Annotated in this window: 14 protein-coding genes and 1 pseudogene; 8 read left to right on the top strand and 7 right to left on the bottom strand. The window is 43.0% G+C overall.

Annotated elements, in window-relative coordinates; genetic code table 11:
• The first annotated feature begins 38 nt into the window (after positions 1 to 38).
• Positions 39 to 392 carry a hypothetical protein gene (locus tag MiAbW_RS05130; RefSeq protein WP_151695199.1) on the top strand — a complete coding sequence of 118 codons (354 nt, stop codon included), beginning with the start codon at positions 39 to 41 and terminating at the stop codon, positions 390 to 392.
• Positions 361 to 2,277: a hypothetical protein gene (locus MiAbW_RS05125; protein ID WP_151695198.1), complete on the top strand. Its 1,917-nt coding sequence runs from the start codon at positions 361 to 363 to the stop codon at positions 2,275 to 2,277. Before MiAbW_RS05130 ends, MiAbW_RS05125 begins: the two co-directional genes overlap by 32 nt.
• 32 nt (positions 2,278 to 2,309) lie before the next feature.
• On the opposite strand, the gene ftsH is transcribed toward MiAbW_RS05125, so the two are convergent.
• Positions 2,310 to 4,274, bottom strand: coding sequence for an ATP-dependent zinc metalloprotease FtsH (gene ftsH, locus MiAbW_RS05120; RefSeq protein ID WP_151695240.1), 1,965 nt, complete (start codon positions 4,272 to 4,274; stop codon positions 2,310 to 2,312).
• Positions 4,275 to 4,406: 132 nt separating this feature from the next.
• Between ftsH and ccsB the strand changes: the two genes are divergently transcribed.
• The 5 genes from ccsB to MiAbW_RS05095 all read left to right on the top strand — a co-directional run bounded on the left by ccsB (position 4,407) and on the right by MiAbW_RS05095 (position 9,926).
• Positions 4,407 to 5,393 carry a c-type cytochrome biogenesis protein CcsB gene (gene ccsB, locus MiAbW_RS05115; protein WP_151695197.1) on the top strand — a complete coding sequence of 329 codons (987 nt, stop codon included), beginning with the start codon at positions 4,407 to 4,409 and terminating at the stop codon, positions 5,391 to 5,393.
• Positions 5,394 to 5,521: 128 nt separating this feature from the next.
• Positions 5,522 to 6,415 carry an aspartoacylase gene (locus tag MiAbW_RS05110; RefSeq protein WP_151695196.1) on the top strand — a complete coding sequence of 298 codons (894 nt, stop codon included), beginning with the start codon at positions 5,522 to 5,524 and terminating at the stop codon, positions 6,413 to 6,415.
• A gap of 55 nt (positions 6,416 to 6,470) precedes the next feature.
• Positions 6,471 to 7,793 (top strand): serine/threonine protein kinase, encoded by a 1,323-nt coding sequence (locus MiAbW_RS05105; RefSeq protein WP_151695195.1) that lies wholly within the window; start codon positions 6,471 to 6,473, stop codon positions 7,791 to 7,793.
• Positions 7,794 to 8,056: 263 nt separating this feature from the next.
• Positions 8,057 to 9,301, top strand: a complete 1,245-nt coding sequence (locus MiAbW_RS05100) for an ATP-binding protein (RefSeq protein ID WP_151695194.1) — start codon at positions 8,057 to 8,059, stop codon at positions 9,299 to 9,301.
• Positions 9,302 to 9,341: 40 nt separating this feature from the next.
• Positions 9,342 to 9,926: a Uma2 family endonuclease gene (locus MiAbW_RS05095; protein ID WP_151695193.1), complete on the top strand. Its 585-nt coding sequence runs from the start codon at positions 9,342 to 9,344 to the stop codon at positions 9,924 to 9,926.
• A 13-nt stretch (positions 9,927 to 9,939) separates the two neighbouring features.
• On the opposite strand, the gene MiAbW_RS05090 is transcribed toward MiAbW_RS05095, so the two are convergent.
• Together MiAbW_RS05090 and ntcA are read right to left on the bottom strand one after the other, a co-directional pair.
• Positions 9,940 to 11,427 (bottom strand): DUF3084 domain-containing protein, encoded by a 1,488-nt coding sequence (locus MiAbW_RS05090; protein WP_151695192.1) that lies wholly within the window; start codon positions 11,425 to 11,427, stop codon positions 9,940 to 9,942.
• A 7-nt stretch (positions 11,428 to 11,434) separates the two neighbouring features.
• Complete coding sequence (gene ntcA / locus MiAbW_RS05085) at positions 11,435 to 12,112, bottom strand: global nitrogen regulator NtcA (protein ID WP_002793163.1); 678 nt, start codon at positions 12,110 to 12,112, stop codon at positions 11,435 to 11,437.
• Between the two features lie 214 nt (positions 12,113 to 12,326).
• Here ntcA and fabI point away from each other — a divergent pair, with 214 nt between their 5' ends.
• Positions 12,327 to 13,103: an enoyl-ACP reductase FabI gene (gene fabI, locus MiAbW_RS05080; RefSeq protein ID WP_002740281.1), complete on the top strand. Its 777-nt coding sequence runs from the start codon at positions 12,327 to 12,329 to the stop codon at positions 13,101 to 13,103.
• A 312-nt stretch (positions 13,104 to 13,415) separates the two neighbouring features.
• Here the strand turns inward: fabI and MiAbW_RS05075 are convergent, their stop codons facing one another.
• The 4 genes and pseudogenes from MiAbW_RS05075 to MiAbW_RS05060 form a co-directional block, all read right to left on the bottom strand.
• On the bottom strand, positions 13,416 to 14,912 hold the full coding sequence (locus MiAbW_RS05075; protein ID WP_238707195.1) for a tetratricopeptide repeat protein: 1,497 nt from the start codon (positions 14,910 to 14,912) through the stop codon (positions 13,416 to 13,418).
• Between the two features lie 117 nt (positions 14,913 to 15,029).
• A pseudogene (locus tag MiAbW_RS05070) lies at positions 15,030 to 15,662 on the bottom strand (Rpn family recombination-promoting nuclease/putative transposase); the annotation flags it as partial.
• 113 nt (positions 15,663 to 15,775) lie between these two features.
• Positions 15,776 to 16,981 carry an argininosuccinate synthase gene (locus MiAbW_RS05065; protein ID WP_151695191.1) on the bottom strand — a complete coding sequence of 402 codons (1,206 nt, stop codon included), beginning with the start codon at positions 16,979 to 16,981 and terminating at the stop codon, positions 15,776 to 15,778.
• A gap of 162 nt (positions 16,982 to 17,143) precedes the next feature.
• Positions 17,144 to 19,135 carry a DICT sensory domain-containing protein gene (locus tag MiAbW_RS05060; protein WP_151695190.1) on the bottom strand — a complete coding sequence of 664 codons (1,992 nt, stop codon included), beginning with the start codon at positions 19,133 to 19,135 and terminating at the stop codon, positions 17,144 to 17,146.
• Positions 19,136 to 19,156 lie beyond the last annotated feature (21 nt).

Here is a 19,156-nt window from a genome sequence, read left to right as displayed (position 1 = left end):
TCAACTAAGTACATTTCATTGACTGAATTATTTTAACTATGGCGATTATTGTTCAACATTTGACCACAGGTAACGAATATATATTCCTAGGAGTTATTGGGGGTGAAAGTAAGAATATTTTGCCCACCAAAATGTTAGGAGATTTCTTCGCAACTGAGACTCCAGATAAATTGCGATCGCTGACGGTTTGTGATGATCAAGGCCGGATACTTTGGTTTCCCGTCACAGAAATGATTGTGGTGGAGGTAGATGGTCAAAAACCAGAAGAATTATTACCAGAAATTATCCCCCCCGAACCGGTTCCTTTACAATTAGATAAAGAGAATCAACCTCAGTCCCCAGAAAATCAAGGAAACATCGATGAATTTGCCGAAGATGACGATTGGATATAGAATTAAATACCTAATTTTAGCGGGAATAATTGCCCTATTTACTATTGGCTTTAATTCCCTCTATTCGGTTTCTCAAAACTCGATCACTTCTTTCCCCATTGCCGAAGTTAAACCCAAATATCTCAATCATTGGACACCGGAATTAGAAGCAGAATTTCAACAAAGGGCCAAGGAAGTTATTAACCATTTTGCTAGGGCAGAAAGTTATGGCAATTTGTGGGGAGAAAACGAGAAAAAATCCTATCCTATGGCCATGTTTGATTTCTTGGCAGGAAACCGGCAAAAAGCCCTAGATTTCCTGCAGCAGGATGACCCACAAAAACGAGAACAAGCCCACACCGATTATATAGATTATTATTTTTCTTTTACCCTAAAAGGACAAATTAGAAAGTATTTTCTTCTCGGAAAGTATCTCGATCCAGTTTATCGTCAGAGAATGTATAATGCGGCAAAAATTTGGACAGAAACCGACCCTTTACAACGGCCCCATCCTATCCACGGTACTGGCCAAGGAACGGGTAATGATTGGAGTATAACAAGACGGGGTTTATGGGTAGATAGTCGTAATACTGATAACCTGCGGGCAATGCGCGAAACATCAGTTTATCTGATGGCCGAAGAAACAGGAAATGAGGCAACTCGTCAAATTTATAAAAGTAAAATTAAGCGTTACGTTTCAGCTTTATATAACATCGGTATGGGGGAATGGGATTCAGAAGTTTATCACGGTCATACCTTTGCTCCCTATCTCAATCTCTACGATTTTGCTCAAGATACGGAAGTTAAACAATGGGCAAAAATGGCCTTAGATTGGTTATCCATGGCCGCTAGTGTTAAATATTATCGTGGTGGTTGGGGAGGCCCTGTAAAACGTGATTATGGTGATGGCCATGGCGTAATGCGATCGCACGCAGTCCGCACTTTTTGGTTATACTTTGGTGATACTCCGGTCGCCAATAATCGCCAGGAATTGGACTCTCTTTATCTAATTACCAGTCGTTATCGTCCTCCTTTGGCAGTGATGGAATTAGCCCGAAAAAACTTTAATAAACCGGTAGAAATTCTCGCCAGTAAACCCCTGTATGAAAACTGGAAACCGGGCAATAATCAGAGTCCGGGTTATTGGGAAACTCAATTTATCGGGGTTAGTTATCAAATGGGTAGTCTGGCGGGAACTTTCCCCGATGGCGATGTAGCCCCATTTAAATTAATGGCCTTTAATCAACAAAAAGGTGTGGATTTTTTTGTGGCTAACACGGGCAAAAATGGACTAAAACCGGGCAAAAATCCTGGGGATGAAATCGGACAATATCGTAATCTTTTAATCTGGTTACGACCGGCAGACCAAGCTTTTTTCTGGCAATTACCGAAAACTGCTAAGGTAGAAAAAGATGATAATATCTGGTTTATTCAATTAGAAAAAACTTGGTTAGCTCTGAGATTAATCAATCTTTCTTCTCCTGAAATTATCGAGATTCCTAATTCCCCTTATCCCGATGATAATACCTACCAAGCTTTACCCACAGGTAATAATTATGCGGGTTTTGCTCTGGAAGTGGGGGAAGCGGCAACTCAGGGCAGTTATGAGAATTTCAAGACCATATTTAAGCAAAAAAGTCAAGTAAATTTAACTCAAATTAAGCAAGGCGGGGTTTTATTTAAAGGCAGTCAGGGGCAAAGTTTACAATTGACCTATAATCAAATCAATCTACTGCCGATTTTAATTCGTAACGGTCAAAAGCACGATTGGTCAAAAAATTTCGCCCTTTATAACAGTTTAAGTCGAGATAACTCTCCCGTTTCTTTGGGTTGGAAAAAGGGCAAATTAACCGTCAAAGCGGGGAAATATCAGTTTTCCAATGCTCTGATCCTCTCCTCACCTTAAGTTAGTTATTCTCGACTATTTATGATGATTGATCAGACCATTTGCGCTTGATTTAATAACTCTTGCAATTCTTCTCCTTCGATTACTTCCGTGGTCAGAAGATTAGCGGTAATCGACTCTAATAAATTGCGGTTGTGACTGAGAATTGCTAGGGCTTTTTGGTAACTAGCATCGATAATTTGTTTAACCTCTTCATCGATCGCTTTCGCCGTATTTTCCCCGATCGAACGTCTGGGACTAACCTGATTATTACCTAAAAAATTAGCCTGTCCCGTTTTATCGTAGGCTAGGGGACCCAGGGATTTACTCATACCATAAATTGTCACCATTCTTTCCGCAATATCTGTCGCCCTTTGTAAATCATCGGAAGCGCCATTAGTGACACTGCCAAAGATTAATTCTTCAGCAGCCCGACCGCCCAATAACATAGTAATTTGTTCTTTAAATTCGGTTTCTGTCATCAAAAAACGGTCTTCCGTGGGAATTTTCAGGGTATAACCCAAAGCGGATAAACCCCGGGGAACGATCGAAATTTTCTCGACGCGACCACCTCCCGGCATAACAGCACCGACTAAAGCATGGCCAACTTCGTGATAAGCGACGATTTTCTTTTCTTTTTCCGATAAAACCCGACTTTTCTTTTCTAAACCAGCGATAACTCTTTCTATCGCCTCTTTAAAGTCAATTTGACTGACTTTTTCCCGATTATTGCGGGCAGCCAAGAGAGCAGCCTCATTGACGAGGTTGGCCAAATCGGCACCGGCAAAACCGGGGGTTTGGGTGGCGATCGCTTTGAGGTTAACATCTTCACCCATCTGGACTCGTTGGGCGTATATTTCCAAAATTGCCAATCGTCCCGCTAAATCGGGACGATCCACCAAAACTTGGCGATCAAAGCGCCCCGGACGCAATAAAGCGGCATCAAGAGTCTCTGGGCGATTGGTGGCGGCTAAAACAATGACAACGGCTTCTTTGGGGCTAAAACCGTCCATTTCTGTCAAAAGTTGGTTTAAAGTCTGCTCTCGCTCATCATTGCTGCCGCTAGTTCCCGATCCCGAACTTCTTGATTTACCGATCGCGTCCAATTCATCAATAAAAATGATGCTAGGGGCATTTTTCTTCGCTTGGGCAAATAGATCCCGCACCCGGGCTGCCCCCGTCCCGACAAATAATTCCACAAATTCCGAGGCCGAAATGCTAAAAAAAGTCACTCCCGCTTCTCCCGCGACCGCTTTTGCTAAGAGGGTTTTTCCCGTCCCCGGCGGTCCGACTAAGAGAACACCTTTAGGAATACGCGCCCCAATTTTATTAAAGCGCTCGGCATCCTTGAGAAATTCGACAATTTCCTTTAACTCGGTTTTTGCCTCCTCGGCCCCGGCCACATCACTGAAGGTAATCGGATATTTTTCGCCGTCTCCGTAAACTTTAGCAAGATTTTTGTTAAAAAGCAGCGATTTACGCGTGTCATCGTTGCGATAGAACAGAAACTGCATAGCGGCGACTAAAATTAAGGGAGGAACCACCCAAGCGAGTAGAGTGGTGATCCAACTGTTTTCGGCCACGGGAATCGCCTCGAAGATTACGCCTTTTTGCTGTAATAGTTGAGGTAATTGGGGGTTATCGACTGGAATCGTTGCCAAGACTCGTCCGGAGACTAGATTACTGCTTGGTTTGCTGGTCAGAGAACCAGAATCACCGTGAAGGGGATTACTTGATTCCGCGGGATTAACGGGGGGATTACCCGGAATAGGCAGGGATTCTAAAGGATTTTTTAATTGATAATAGATAACTTGATTGCCAATTCTGACCCTACTGATGTCGCCCCGTTCCACTCTACTGATAAATTCGCTGTAGGGTTCGAGGGGAATATTGGATAATTCTGAGGGACGAGGGATAAGAAAATAGCCCAAAGCGGCAACACCAGAACAAATGATCAGGATTTTGCCTAACCGCGGCAAACGCGACCAGGAAAATTTATTATCTTCTTGATTAGCCATAATTTTTAGGGTAGGTGAGGGTGAAAATACAAAGTTCATACTAACAATTCCCTGTCTCGATCGCCTTACCGATGGGATAGGATAGAGGATGGAATACTTGGTAGCGAGCGAGCGACAAACGAGAGAAATCCCATGAATTTAGTTAGCTTAGAGAACTTTCTCGATAACACTTCTTTTTTAGTCCTGTTTTTAACCATGCTGGTTTATTGGGCTGGGGCAGCCTTTCCCAGCATACCTTTGTTGTCTGGCTTAGGCAGCACGGGAGTGGCCATCGCTAACCTCTGTATCGCCGCTTTATTGGGGGCGCGCTGGTTAGAAGCGGGTTATTTCCCCATTAGCAATCTTTACGAATCTTTATTCTTTCTCGCTTGGGGTGTAACTGCGGTTCATTTAATTGCTGAGTACACTAGCCGCAGTCGCCTGGTGGGGGTGGTGACGACTCCTGTAGCGATGGGGATTACTGCTTTTGCTACTTTGTCCTTACCCGGGGAAATGCAAACTTCGGAGCCCTTGGTTCCAGCTTTAAAATCGAATTGGTTGATGATGCACGTTAGCGTCATGATGTTAAGTTATGCTGCTTTGATGGTGGGTTCCCTAATGGCGATCGCTTTTCTGATCGTCACGAGAGGTCAAAATATCGAGTTAAAGGGCAGTTCCGTGGGTACGGGGGCCTATCGTCTGCAAAATAAGTTATCTACCACTCTTTCCGCTCCAATTTTCCTGGAAACGGCTAACAGTGGCACAACCGCCCTTTTAACTCCCACCTTAACAGCGATGGCGACTCTTTCGCCCCAACGTCTTAGCTTGGCAGAAACCCTCGATAATATCAGTTATCGGGTCATTGGTCTCGGTTTTCCCCTTCTCACTATCGGTATCATCGCCGGGGCAGTTTGGGCCAATGAAGCTTGGGGTTCCTATTGGAGTTGGGATCCGAAAGAAACTTGGGCGCTAATCACTTGGTTAGTTTTTGCTGCTTATCTCCATGCCCGTATTACCCGGGGATGGCAGGGAAGAAAACCAGCTATTCTAGCGGCCAGTGGTTTTGTTGTGGTTTGGGTATGTTATTTAGGGGTGAATCTTTTAGGTAAAGGTCTTCATTCCTACGGTTGGTTTTTCTAAGTCAGTTATAGGGGTGGGTTGGTAAACCTGCCCCTCCCGACTACCCTTTTTTAAGGCTTATAATTGTTATTTAATTACGGCAATTTTGTCCTAGATAAATAATTACAAATTCTCAAAACTTATAAAAAATGATCGAGCAAAAAAATACTATTAAAAATCTGGCTTTAATTGCTGGTGTGCATGGCAATGAACTAACTCCCGCTTATTTGGTTAAATACCTGCAAAACTCACCTAATCTCATTGCTCGCAGCAGTTTTCAATCCCACAGTCTCATCGCTAATCCCTTAGCCCTAAAGCAACGGGTTAGATATATCGATACGGATTTAAATCGTTGTTTTAACCAGAAAGATTTAGTTAATCCCGATTGTCAGCAATACGAACAAAAACGAGCCAAAAAAATAGTCAAAGAAATCCAAGAAAAATCTATCGATTTATTAATAGATATTCACAGCACCACATCTAACATGATGCTGGCGATTATTTATTCTAATCCCCATCCTTGGCTATTAAAACTCTTTACCTATCTAACCAAAATTAATCCTGATGTGCGCTTAATTTATCATCCCGTCAGCGAGGAAGAAAATCATTTTCTGAAAGGAATTTGTCCCCTAGCTTTTACCCTCGAAATCGGTCCAATTAACCATGGTGTCATCTGTCCCTATCTTTTTCGTCAAACCGAAACACTCCTCTATCAAATCCTAGACTATATCGAACAGGAAAATTATCTCGCTGCCCATCTCGATACTTTCAGCGAATCCCTAACAGTTTACCAACGTTTAGGCTCGATCGATTATCCTAGAGATGAACAGGGTGAAATTAAAGCCATGTTACATCCTCAGATTCTCCAACGAGATTATCAGGCAATTCAACCTAATCAACCGATTTTTCTAGGATTTGATGGTCAGGAAATCATCTATCGTGGTGCATCGGAATTATATCCTATCTTTGTCGGAGAATCTTCCTATAAAGAAAAAGGAATCGCCCTTTGTTGGACAGAAAAAAAACAAATCGATATTAATTAGTACCAGACAGCAGTTTTCCTGATAAAAAAACGGTCTAAATAAGGGAAAAGCCACTATGACCTTTACTTCTGATTCTCTTTTAGCTGAACGTTACCAACTGCAACAACGCCTAGGCAATACCGCTATCGGTCGTCAAACTTGGTTAGCTATCGATATATTATCCCAGGAATCGGTAATTATTAAACTCCTCGCTTTTAGTCCCCAGATGGAGTGGGAAGAATTAAAATTATTTGAACGGGAGGCAGCCGTCTTAGCTTCTCTCCATCATCCCCGTATTCCCCGCTATCGCGATTATTTTTCCCTCGATAAAAATCAAGGTGACGGGATTCCTTGGTTTGTGCTTGTACAAGATTATATACCAGGAGAATCCTTAAGCGATCGCTTAGAAAGGGGGCAACGTTTCACCCCTACGGTAATTCGGACTATTGCCCAAGAACTTCTCGAAATTCTCATCTATTTGCACGAATTATCGCCCCCAGTATTACATCGAGATATTAAACCTAGTAATTTAATTATTAACTCGGAAAATAACGTTTATTTAGTAGATTTTGGTGCAGTCCAGTCCAGGGGTGCAGTAACAGGAGTTACTTTTACCGTGGTGGGGACGAGTGGTTATGCACCCCTAGAACAATTTTGGGGACGAGCAGTTCCGGGTTCTGATTTATATGCTTTAGGTATGACTTTAATTCATTTATTGACGGGAATTGTCCCCATAGAACTGCCCCACCGCGACTCTAAAATTCAATTTCGCCAACTGGTGACAATCGATGATGATTTAATCGATTGGTTAGAAACTATCACCGATATGGCGGTAGAAAAGCGGTTTAAAACTGCTAGAGAAGCCCTGAAATTTCTCCAACATCCCTACTATCGCCAAGCCTCAAGTTTAATCGATCCTAAGAAATTACCAAAACCTCCCCACAGTTCCATCCGGATTGCTAAACACCGGGATAATTTAGAGATTAATTTACCCCCAAAAATTAAGCTACCTTCCGATGCAGCTACTCTCTGGTCTTTGGCGATTGTCCTTATTGTCAGTATCTTTATCTCCCCGATTCTTACCTTTATTATAGCTCTAATTGGTTTTATTTGTTTGCGTGAAATGCAATTAATTCTTACCCCTCAAGAAGTTTTAATTAAATATAAAATCTTCTATTTTATATACCAAAAATTTGCCTTCAGAACTCAAGATTTATGGGGTATTTTTCTCCATAGCAACGGTACAGAAGGTAACTATCAGATTCGTCTGCGGACGGCTAAAAATTATTATCTTATCGGTCAGAATCTCCGCGAGGATGAATGTCTCTGGTTAGGACAGGAAATCCAAGATTGGTTAAATTTTATCAAATATAGCGTTTCTCCTCAAGAGGAAGTGTAACCTGACAGGGCATCATCGACCATCCCCCAAAAAGGAAAATTTTGTACCGCACTATTAAGATAACTGAGAATCAATTGAAGAAATACTAGGAATTAGTCCCTAGGCATTTTCCCTTTTTAACCTTAATCTTGCAAAGATCACCCTATCTTGGTAGAATAATAGCTGATTGGCATTCCCTCAGCTACAAGGCGGCAATTATTAAATCGGATTAGGAATTGCCAAAAGGTGATCATGAAATGTTAGTTATTAGTGGAGAATAAAAAATGATCTCTGAAATTTACAAAAAAGTCAGCTTGTTGGTTTTGTATCAAGGGGTTTTTGATAATGCTATTGGACAGACATTTATTACCCTATTAGCTACGGATAATGTTGCCGATTTTCTCAAAGCTTATGGTCAATGGTTTCAAGCTTTAGCATCTAAAAATATCAGTTGGAATGATTATCTAATCGAACAAATTCTCTTAGATGATAATCCCTTTAGTCAACAGGTACAGAAAAAAAGTGTTTGGGAGTTACCCGAATCTTTAATTGATGGCGTTAAACAGGATTTATCTATCCTCCAATCTCTTTATAACTCTAGCATTTATAGCTTAAGTAATTCGACAGTTTTTGAACAAATTAAATTTCTAATTTTCCCCGCTTGGGAAGTGGACAATAAATTAGAAAGTTTCCTGCATTCCAGTTCAGATTGGACGGAATTAGTCGAAGATTTAGCAGATTATTATCGCGAATGTGGTACAGGAATTTTTGCCCGTTATCAAGCTTTAAGGTGGCAAGAAGGTAGATTAAAAGGAATTACTCATCCCGATCCCGTGCAGATTCAAGACATAGTCGGTTATGAAACGCCTAAGGAAACCTTGATTAAAAACACTGAGTTTTTATTGGCAGGTTATCCTGCTTTAAACGTCCTACTCTATGGCTGCCGTGGTTCCGGAAAATCCTCTCTAGTCAAGGGATTATTGCCAAAATACCATAGTCAAGGATTGCGCTTAATTGAAGTGGCAAAATCCCAATTAAAAGATTTACCATTAATTATTGAAATCTTGCGAGATTTGCCTCAAAAATTTATTATCTTTGTCGATGATTTATCCTTTGAAGAAGACGATGAAGCTTTTAAAGCTTTAAAGGTTATTTTAGAGGGAAGTATCACCGCTAGACCGAAAAATGTCGTAGTTTATGCCACTTCTAATCGCCGACATTTAGTCAGAGAATTTTTTGCGGATCGACCGCAACCAAAAGATAGTGATGAAGTGCATAATTGGGATACAGTACAAGAAAAATTATCCTTTAGCGATCGCTTTGGTTTAACCCTAACTTTTGAACCCGCTAATCAAGAAAAATATTTGGAAATAGTGCGTCATTTAGCCAGTTTAGCTAAATTAAAAATTAGCTTGGAAGACTTAGAATTTCGTGCCAAACAATGGGCAACCCAACATAATGGGCGATCGGGAAGAACTGCTAGACAATTTATTGATTTTCTTCAAGGAGAATTAGGATTAAAGCGGTAATGGTGTTATGATTGAATAAAAGAAGCTCTAATCTGGAAAAATGTTGACTTCATCTCCCCCTAAAACCCTCAGCTTAGAAGAATATCGTAATTTAGAAACTAGCGCAGAAACTAAACACGAATATCACGACGGGGAAATTATCGAGATGACAGGGGGAAGCATCAATCATAATAGTATTCTCATTAATCTTATTGTCCTGCTAAAATTAGCTTTAAGAGGAACTAATTATCGTCTTCAATCTAGCGATCTACGTCTATGGATACCCCAATATAATCGCGGTTTATACCCAGATTTAATGATCATTGCCGGGGAACCATTATTCAGTGATAATCGCAATGATGAAATTTTAAATCCCTGCCTAATTATCGAAGTTTTATCCCCTTCCACCTCTGGTTATGATCGGGGTGATAAATTTCGTTATTATCGTTCTATACCCCAATTAAACCAATATCTTCTCGTCAGTCAAGGGGAGATACTAATAGAATCCTATCGCAAAACCTCGGAAAATAATTGGTTACTGCAAGAATACACCCCAGGCAGGGGAATTATATCCCTAGATTCTTTGGAAATTAGCTTAAATCTTGCCGATATTTACGAAGGAATTAATTTTAGTCTCAACTCCTAACTTTAGCTATCTTTTAAGAGGACGTACTGAAAATAATTTTACCATCTTTTACCGCCACTAAACGCAAAGTTAAAGGTCCGGATGTATTGGTTTTACTAGCAGCAATGGCCTCAAGTGTCTCGATAGAATTACCCGACTTTTTGACTTGACCAATAAAGTTAACTACCGTAGTTAATAAACCATCTTCCACTTGAATTGCCCCTAAAACTCCCGCACTTCTAGCGCGAAATTGAGCCGAAGCTAAGAGTAAATCTAAGCGCTTTTGTAGGTCTTCTTCTGTCATATTTTGCGGATCAATAGAAACGGCAGCGATTACCTGTTTTTCCTCAAAAACTCTTTGATTGGGAACCACATCAGCAAAGACACGAATCTCGGTTTCTCCTAAGACATAATTACCTGCTGAAAGGATTCTCACCACATATTCTTTACCGTCCTGTAATTGTTGACTTAACTGTTCTACCTGTGCTTTTGTGATCTTAACTAAACGTTGGTCAAAATTAGGCTGATTCGGTTGGGTGGCGCGGATAGCATTTATATTCGCTTCTCGCAATAATTTATCGATAACGGTGACAATAGCTTGGGGATCAACAATACGAAAAGCACCAAAAGATAACACCTGTCCCCGGAAAATAGCGATTTGTTTTTCCCGCAATTCTTGATAGGTTTGATAGTATTGTTCTAAAACTTCCACTTCCCGCTTAAGAAAAGCCATTTGGGTTTCTAAATCTTTTAATTTTCCCTCGCGCTGTTCCAAAGCCAAATTTTTATCGACGATCGATCGATCGAGTTCTCCAATACGTTGATCCCGGCGATCAATTTCTAGCTGTAGGGTTTTTTGTTCGGTTTCCAACTGTTGAAGTCGCGCTTGTCTGGTTGTTAATAACTTTTGTTGATTAGCTAACTCTTTATCTCTAACTTTAACGGTGGTTTGTAGTTGATTGATCTGACTAGAAAGAATTGATTTTTGTTGGAACAATTGATCCCGTTGACTGGTTAACTCTGCCTTTTGATTAGTTAAAATAAATCGTTCATTATTTAAATTAGCCACTTCCTTCCGAAACTTTTCCAACTGTCCCGAAACTAATCGCAAACGTTGACGCGAAGCTTGATAATTTTTGTTAAGAACCTCTAGACGTTTCTGCACAGCTATCTGTTCACTTTTAGCCGTTTTTAAAGCCTTTTCCACCTGATTTTTCTGTTCGGTGGTTTTTCTCACCTGACTTTCCAAATCCTTAATAGCAGCACGACGTTCATTTAAAAGACGATCTAGTTCAAAAACCCCTTGACGCAGGGATTTACTAGAAGCAAACAAGACAATTAAAGTCGAACCGGCGATAAAAATTCCCGTTACAATCGTCATCAAAGTTGCGGTTTGTTTCGGACGCAGATTAAATAAACGCATCCTTTTCTTACCGATACGGCTCCCTATGCGATCGCCAACCACCGCTATCAGACCACCTAAAACCACGATGGCCAAAACTAAAATATAAGCGCTAGTCATCCAGAATTTAAGTGAATTGTTGACTGAGAGCGACGGGATTATGGACGGTAATTTTCTTCTTGTAAATTGAGACCATTTCCTGATCCCGCAGCTCTCCCAATAAACGGGTGACAGTGACGCGGGTAGAACCGATCGCCTCTGCGATCGCTTGGTGAGACAATTTTAGATCCACCCGGATGCCATCGGTGGTGGGAACCCCAAAATCACGACAGAGAATCAATAAAAAACTGACCAAACGTGAACCCATATCCCGGTGAGCCAAGGTTTCGATCATCATTTCCGTTTGCAGAATCCGCGAGGACAACCCCTGCAACATCAACATTGATAAATCGGGATTATTGCGGAGGGATCTTTCTACCTGATCGATCGGGGCCGAGAGTAATTCTACCGGAGTAAAAGCCACGGCATGATAAAAACGATCCGATCGCTGACCGGTAAGTAAGGATAGCACACCAAAGACGCTATTTTCCCGCAGTAGAGCCACGGTAATTTCTTCTCCCGCTTCATAGACTCGCGACAACTTAACGGCTCCTTTCAGCAAAAAATAGACTCTTTCGGCGGGATCTCCAGGGAAAAAGATCGTTTTGCCACGCTCGAACAACTCCACCACCGGGGGGAAATTGCCGCTGCCGATTCGACGGAACACATCTGCTAGGGGTTTATCTTGTATTAATGATAAGTCCATCTCACATCCAAAAAAGGGGAAAATTGTTTTTATTATCTAACGAGTGTCACCTCTATTAAACATAACCGCTCCCTAAACTGGGAAAAGTTTTGGGCGCTTTTTGCCAGACAATGGGGGAGGGGTGATCATTGCTGCCCCTTTATCTGTATCCCTATTATACCGAATCTCGCTGGGGTCGGCTATTGGGGAGATTTTTGTAAGAGAAACGAGAACTATGTTAGATTTAACGGGAAAAAACGCCCTAGTGACGGGAATTGCCAATAATCGCTCGATCGCTTGGGGAATTGCCCAACAACTCCATCAAGCTGGTGCAAATATCGGTGTCACCTATCTCCCCGACGAAAAGGGCCGTTTTGAGAAAAAAGTGCGAGAATTGGCCGATGAACTTAATCCCGCTTTTTATGTCCCCTGCGATGTCCAAAATGACCAACAGGTAGAAGATACTTTCGCTACAGTGGCGGAAAAATGGGGCAAACTGGATATTTTGATTCACTGTCTCGCTTTTGCCGATAAAGAGGGTTTAACGGGCGATTTTACCGCCATCCCTCGGGAAGCTTTCACTAAATCCCTAGATATTAGCACTTTTTCCCTAACCCGTCTAGCTCGATCGGCTAAACCTTTGATGACGGAAGGGGGAAGTATTATCACTCTTACCTATCTCGGTGGTGTCAAGGTAATTCCTAACTATAATTTAATGGGGGTGGCAAAGGCCGGTTTAGAAATGAGTGTTCGCTATTTAGCCGCCGAATTAGGTGGTCAAAAGATCCGAGTTAATGGTATTTCCGCCGGTCCAATTCGCACCTTAGCATCTTCGGCCGTGGGGGGAATTCTTGATATGATCCATCATGTGGAAGAAATCGCTCCTTTACATCGCACGGTGACACAAATTGAAGTGGGAAATACGGCCGCTTTTTTAGCCAGTGATCTTTCTAGTGGTATTACCGGTCAGATTATTTATGTAGATTCCGGTTACGAAATTATGGGAATGTAGTTTTAAGTAGGTAGGTGTTAAAAATCATCAGCACCCCCCTTATTAAGGGTAGTAGGGTTGATTCATGAATCAACCCTACTATGAATCAACCCTAGGGGCAAGGGGGGGTAAGATACCTGCCAAGAATAAAGAAAAATGGTATTAGTCCTGTCCAGTCAGGGTATAGGCTGCCCAATAGTAAGGATCGCTATATTCTGTTAGCTGATCTAGCCCTATTTTACCCAGAGAACAAATCGCCCACCCTCGGTCAGACTAAGCTTGATGGTCATCGGATTTAATGGCTACCGCTCGATCAAAGGATGCGATCGCTTCTTATAATCTGCCTAAATTCCTTAACGCATTCCCTCGCTCGTACCAAGCTTCATGGAAATCGGGTTTAAATTCTAAAGCTCGATCAAAGGATGCGATCGCTTCTGCCCATCTGCCTAAATTAGCTAACGCAATCCCTCGGTTGTACCAAGCTAGATGGTTATCGGGTTTAATGGCTAAAGCTTGATCCAAGGATGCGATCGCTTCTGCTAATCTGCCTAGATTAGCTAACGCAAACCCTCGGTTATACCAAGCTGGATGTAAATCGGGTTGAATTTCTAAAGCTCGATCAAAGGATGCGATCGCTTCTGCAAATCTGCCTAGATTAGCTAACGCAAACCCTCGGTTGTACCAAGCTAGATGGAAATCGGGTTGAATTTCTAAAGCTTTGTCGTAAGATGCGATCTCTTCTGCCCATCTGCCTGAATTAGCTAACGCATTCCCTCGGTTGTTCCAAGCTTCATGGAAATCGGGTTTAATGGCTAAAGCTTGATCGTAGGATGCGATCGCTTCTGCCCATCTGCCTAAATTACCTAACGCATTCCCTCGATTGCCCCAAGCTTCATGGTAATCGGGTTGAATTTCTAAAGCTTGATCGTAAGATGCGAGCGCTTCTGCCCATCTGCCTAAATTACCTAACGCAACCCCTCGGTTATACCAAGCTAGATGGAAATCGGGTTTAATGGCTAAAGCTTGATCGTAAGATGCGAGCGCTTCTGCCAATCTGCCTAAATTACCTAACGCATTCCCTCGTTTGCTCCAAGCTTCATGGTCATCGGGTTTAAATTCTAAAGCTCGATCGTAAGATGCGATCGCTTCTTCAAATCTGCCTAAATTACCTAACGCAATCCCTCGATTGTACCAAGCTTCATGCTGATCGGGTTTAATTTCTAAAGCTTTGTCGCAGGAGGCGATCGCGCCGATAAAATCCCCATTCATGTATTTCTGGGTTCCTTGCTCAAACCAGAATTCGGCATCCTGAACAATCGGGGTATTATTAGCGGTGGATAGTCCCTGAGTTGTCGAAGTTTTCCCTTGATTCAAAAGTTGATAGAATTTTTGGACTTCCGTTAAATCCGTCTCCTTTGAGTCTAGATTTTCCTCCTCCACACTGGAAACATCCCTCACCGCGTCGCGTAACTGGAGGCTAATCCGTTGGGATACTTCCCCCAGATTTCCCGTCATCACCTTGCCTAAAGCCGCCAGATCCCGCCCTAAAGTTTGATAATCTTCTGGATACTGTAGCCATTCCTCGCTTTTGACCCCTAACCACCGCGCCAGCTTTTTATCGTCACAATGGCGACTGTATAGCCATTCCCGTAACCCGTCGGTAGTGGTTCCCGCCGCCACCTGCTCGAATAACCCCATCAATATCCCTTCATATTCTCCATCGCTGGGTTCTGGAGGAGTATTTTTGACTTCTTTGGGGTTAATTGCCTTCGGACTGGCAATAAAGAGCGATTTTAGCCAATTCCAGAGCTTTTTTAGTAAGGATAGCATCGGAGAAAGGGGGAAAGGAAGATAAGGATATTATATCTCTACTGCCGAAAGTCGTCCCTTTCGGGGTTCATACTCGTCCTGAAAGGGGAAATCGGCAATCGAACTTCTGAAAATACCCTAGCGATCGCTATCTTCCAGCGAACGCTTCGCGCACGCTTCGCGTGACCGAGCCACTTCTAAGACCTGTTCGAGAGATAATCCCAGAGAAGCGGCGATTTCTTGGGGATTAACCCCCGCTCGCAATAATAAGGGAACAGAAGCTAATTTTCCGATGATTTCCCCTTCTTGGCGACCTTCTTGGCGACCTTCTTGACGACCTTCTTGGCGACCTTCTTGGCGACCTTCTTGGCGACCTTCCTCTAGGGCCTCCTGAAACACACGCGTCTGTCTTAACTCGCTTAAACTAAACATAGCTTCTATCTCCTTTCGATTAATCCGCGGCAACTTGTAAATCAAAATCGTCTCTATTAATTCTAAAAGTTCCTGTGGGCGATTTTCTACCCCCGTTTCCCTCACCCGCACGATTAACTCCCGAACTTGGTTGATCACTTGCGCTTCGGGTAAGCTTACTAACTCTAGCGTCGCTAATCCGAGCGAATCTGGTGGAATATCAGCTAATTCCTCGAGATAAATCCTTTGTACTCTTGTTTCTTGTAATAGCTCTCTATATCGCTCTATATTCTCCCTTTCCACCCTTCGATTCGGATAGATCACCACCCCGCGCCAATTGTTTTTTAACTGCGTCTGTTTGTACCTACACCTGTCAGCTTCCCCACTTCCCCCAAGGTAGGGTTAATTCATGAATTAACCCTACCTTGAGAGGATCTGAATTAACACCCACTTACTTAGGGGAGGATTGTTGATTACTTCCCTCTAGTTTTTTCGGCCCAAACTTTGCTGGGTAATCCCCAAACATAGATGAAACCTTCGGCAGCTTTATGATCAAATTGATCCTCGGCCCCGTAGGTAGCTAAATCGGGAGAATAGATAGAATTGGCTGACTGACGACCGACCACTTTAGCGTTACCTTTAAACAGTTTGACTCGAACCGATCCCGTTACCTGTTCTTGGGTTTTGATGATAAAAGCATCGATCGCTTCCTTTAAGGGACTGTACCACAATCCTTTATAAATTAACTGTCCGTAGGTCTCTTCAATTCCCCGTTTATATTGGGTAACATCTCCAGTTAAAGTCAAACTTTCTAAGTCCCGGTGAGCATCAATTAAAACTAATAAAGCTGGGGCCTCGTAAATTTCTCGCGATTTAATTCCCACTACCCGGTTTTCGATCATATCTAACCGACCAACACCGTGTTTACCCACTAGGTCATTTAATTGACTAATTAGCGTGACGGGAGCGAGATTTTCTCCGTTTAAACTGACAGGAATTCCCTGATTAAAACCAATATCGACGTATTCCGGCTCGTTAGGAGTATCGGCGATCGCTTTGGTCATGAGATAGATTTCTTCCGGGGGTTCCGTCATCGGATCTTCCAGGGGACCTGCTTCAATACTGCGGCCCAACAGGTTACGATCGATACTAAAAGGCGAGGATTTTTTCACAGGAGACTCGATCCCGAATTTTTCCCCGTAGGCGATGGTTTCTTCCCGGCTCATGCCCCATTCCCGGGCGGGAGCGAGAACTTTTAAACTAGGATTAAGGGCCATAATGCCCACATCAAAACGCACTTGATCATTACCTTTGCCAGTGCAACCGTGGGCGACGGCATCGGCCCCGTATTTCTCGGCGGCCTCTACTAATAATTTAGCGATTAAAGGACGAGCCAGGGCGGTAGAAAGGGGATAACGATTTTCGTAGAGAGCATTAGCTTGAATTGAGGGAAAAGCGTATTCTTTGACGAATTCTTCTTGAGCATTGACTACTAAGGATTCGATCGCTCCGCAGCGCAGGGCTTTTTCTTGAATTGGTCCTAATTCGTCTCCCTGTCCTAAATCGGCGGCTAGGGTAATCACTTCTTCTACTCCCCATTCCTGTTTGAGATAGGGAATACAAACGGAAGTATCGACTCCTCCGGAATAAGCTAAAACCACTCTCTTGGCGCGTCCCATAATTTTTTCACCTAAAAACGACTAATTGATTACTCTTTTAAGTTTATTATATATCCTGGGGATTGGATGCTTCTTTTTTAATGCTTTTTTGTTTAGTTTTTGATGAAGAAAAGGAATAGGAAGTCACGAGTAAAGAGCCAAAACTAAACGGGCAACCAGCCGCTATTTACGTTTACTGGCCGGACGACGGGAGGATTTTTTCGGAGCAGTATTTTGGGGATTGTCGTTAGTTTTATCTTTAAATATTGGAATAGTAAAATGAAACTGACTGCCGTGATTTTTGCCCCGGGATTCTGCCCAAATTTCGCCACCCCAACCATTAACGATCTGACGACAGATAGCCAGTCCTAACCCAGTTCCCCCGGCACTGCGTCGCAGAGCCCCCTCCTCTTGGTAAAAGCGATCAAAAACCTGTTTTAAACGATTGGGTTCGATCCCGCGTCCGGTGTCAGAAATGGTTACTTCTAGAGTTTTTGATTTTCCCAAAGCGACTTCGATCGAGACATTTCCCTCCCGTCCGGTAAACTTACAGGCATTATCGAGAAGTTTGGAGAGTAATTCCACTAACCACTCGCCATCGGCTAAAACAAAGGGCAGATTAGGGGGGACAAGATTGCTAATTTTGGGGTTTTCGTTGTCGAGATTGCGGGAGTGAACGTGACTGATGGCTAATTCCACACATTCCGATAAGGATAAAGCTTCGGGATTCCAATTAACCCGGCCACTTTCTAACCTGGAAAGAGTTAAAAAATCTTGGATTAATTTACGCATTCGTTCCGCATCTTTCAGGGCAGTATCAAGCATAATTTGGCGCATTTCCGCCGGCATATCCGGTTCCGAGGCCAAACTTTCTAGACAGACTTGAATGGTGGACAGGGGGGTGCGTAATTCGTGGCCGGTAATGGCGACTAAATTAGAACGAGTGCGATCGAGAGCGGCTAATTGTTCATTTAAATCCTGTAAATTAGCGTAGGCTTCGGCTTGAATGAGAGCGACTCCGATTTGAGTGGCTACCGCGTCCACAAGGGCGACATCCTCGCTCTTCCAAGTGGTGGTATAGGGTCCACAGTGATGCAGTTCCAACATTCCCAAGAGACGACTTTGGTAAAAAATCGGTACTAATAACCAAGAATAGATGGAACATTCCCGCACCAGATTTTGAATGGAATTCCCGGGAAGACGGGGATCGTGAATAGCGTCTTCAATTTTTAGGGATTCTCTCAATTCCAGCACTTCCTGAAAAAGAGGATTATTTTTCAGGGGCCATTTTTGTCCTTTGATGGAAGTAATGCCAGGGTTTAAAAATTCGTGTTCGATAGTGGCGTTAATATCGGCTTCCTTACAACGATAGACCACACAGCGACAGACTCCCAATCCCTGTCCCAATTTCTGCACTGCCACTTGGAGGATATCTTCCGGATCGAGGGAACGACGGATCGCTGCTGTCACCGAGTTGATTAGTCTTTCCTTGTGTTCTTTCGATGCCAAGGAGCGATTGGCTTTCAGCAGTTTATACTGTCCCGCTTGCAAATAAGTGACCAATCGCTGGACAAAGGGATCTGGTTCCTCTTGATGATCCCTGTCCGTCAGTTCACAGACCAGGTATTCTTCTTGAGCGCGCCTAATTTTGTCGGCTAGTTCGGGACGATAATCGAGAATATGATTGAAAAGAATTTGGGCGGCCTGTTGACTCAGATGGCGATCGCTCGTCCAAATCCCCTCAAAACGGCGATTATTATCCATAGCTGCCCTATTTTCCCCTTCGGCTACTAGATGGGTTCGCTCCCGACAGATCAAACAACTAGCATAATGGCGGCCGATAACCACTAGATGCCATTCTTGGGCTAAACTGTCCTGCGGGTGAAAAGCGATCGTCTCGTAAATTTCGGAACTATGTTTAAAATCGGTTTCTGGGGCGGATAAAACGTAAACTTGCCCGCTTTTTTGGGCAATGCGTCGATAGCGATGGGCTTCTTGACGATAAAAGCGCTCACGCTGAAAACTGGCAATCACTAACGGTTGATCGTCTTCCGCTAAAACCTGATCCTCCATGGCGTGGGATAACGCGGTCAGGGATGCTTTGAAGTACATCTGCGATCGCAATTGGGGGAGTAACTGCAACAGTTCTGTTAAAACAGAAGTTGATCTGCTCATCGATGATCTGTTTCGAGTCGA

It is taken from the genome of Microcystis aeruginosa NIES-4325 (assembly GCF_008974145.1).
Lineage (GTDB): Bacteria > Cyanobacteriota > Cyanobacteriia > Cyanobacteriales > Microcystaceae > Microcystis > Microcystis aeruginosa_G.
The sequence above is the reverse complement of the archived record's forward strand: the minus strand, read 5'-3'. Positions and strand labels throughout refer to the sequence as shown.

Bases quoted from the DNA above. Each gene is read 5' to 3' on its own strand.
- MiAbW_RS05130 (WP_151695199.1), top strand. From the start codon at position 39: ATGGCGATTATTGTTCAACATTTGACCACAGGTAACGAATATATATTC.
- MiAbW_RS05125 (WP_151695198.1), top strand. From the start codon at position 361: ATGAATTTGCCGAAGATGACGATTGGATATAGAATTAAATACCTAATT.
- ftsH (WP_151695240.1), bottom strand. From the start codon at position 4,274: ATGGCTAATCAAGAAGATAATAAATTTTCCTGGTCGCGTTTGCCGCGG.
- ccsB (WP_151695197.1), top strand. From the start codon at position 4,407: ATGAATTTAGTTAGCTTAGAGAACTTTCTCGATAACACTTCTTTTTTA.
- MiAbW_RS05110 (WP_151695196.1), top strand. From the start codon at position 5,522: ATGATCGAGCAAAAAAATACTATTAAAAATCTGGCTTTAATTGCTGGT.
- MiAbW_RS05105 (WP_151695195.1), top strand. From the start codon at position 6,471: ATGACCTTTACTTCTGATTCTCTTTTAGCTGAACGTTACCAACTGCAA.
- MiAbW_RS05100 (WP_151695194.1), top strand. From the start codon at position 8,057: ATGATCTCTGAAATTTACAAAAAAGTCAGCTTGTTGGTTTTGTATCAA.
- MiAbW_RS05095 (WP_151695193.1), top strand. From the start codon at position 9,342: ATGTTGACTTCATCTCCCCCTAAAACCCTCAGCTTAGAAGAATATCGT.
- MiAbW_RS05090 (WP_151695192.1), bottom strand. From the start codon at position 11,427: ATGACTAGCGCTTATATTTTAGTTTTGGCCATCGTGGTTTTAGGTGGT.
- ntcA (WP_002793163.1), bottom strand. From the start codon at position 12,112: ATGGACTTATCATTAATACAAGATAAACCCCTAGCAGATGTGTTCCGT.
- fabI (WP_002740281.1), top strand. From the start codon at position 12,327: ATGTTAGATTTAACGGGAAAAAACGCCCTAGTGACGGGAATTGCCAAT.
- MiAbW_RS05075 (WP_238707195.1), bottom strand. From the start codon at position 14,912: ATGCTATCCTTACTAAAAAAGCTCTGGAATTGGCTAAAATCGCTCTTT.
- MiAbW_RS05065 (WP_151695191.1), bottom strand. From the start codon at position 16,981: ATGGGACGCGCCAAGAGAGTGGTTTTAGCTTATTCCGGAGGAGTCGAT.
- MiAbW_RS05060 (WP_151695190.1), bottom strand. From the start codon at position 19,135: ATGAGCAGATCAACTTCTGTTTTAACAGAACTGTTGCAGTTACTCCCC.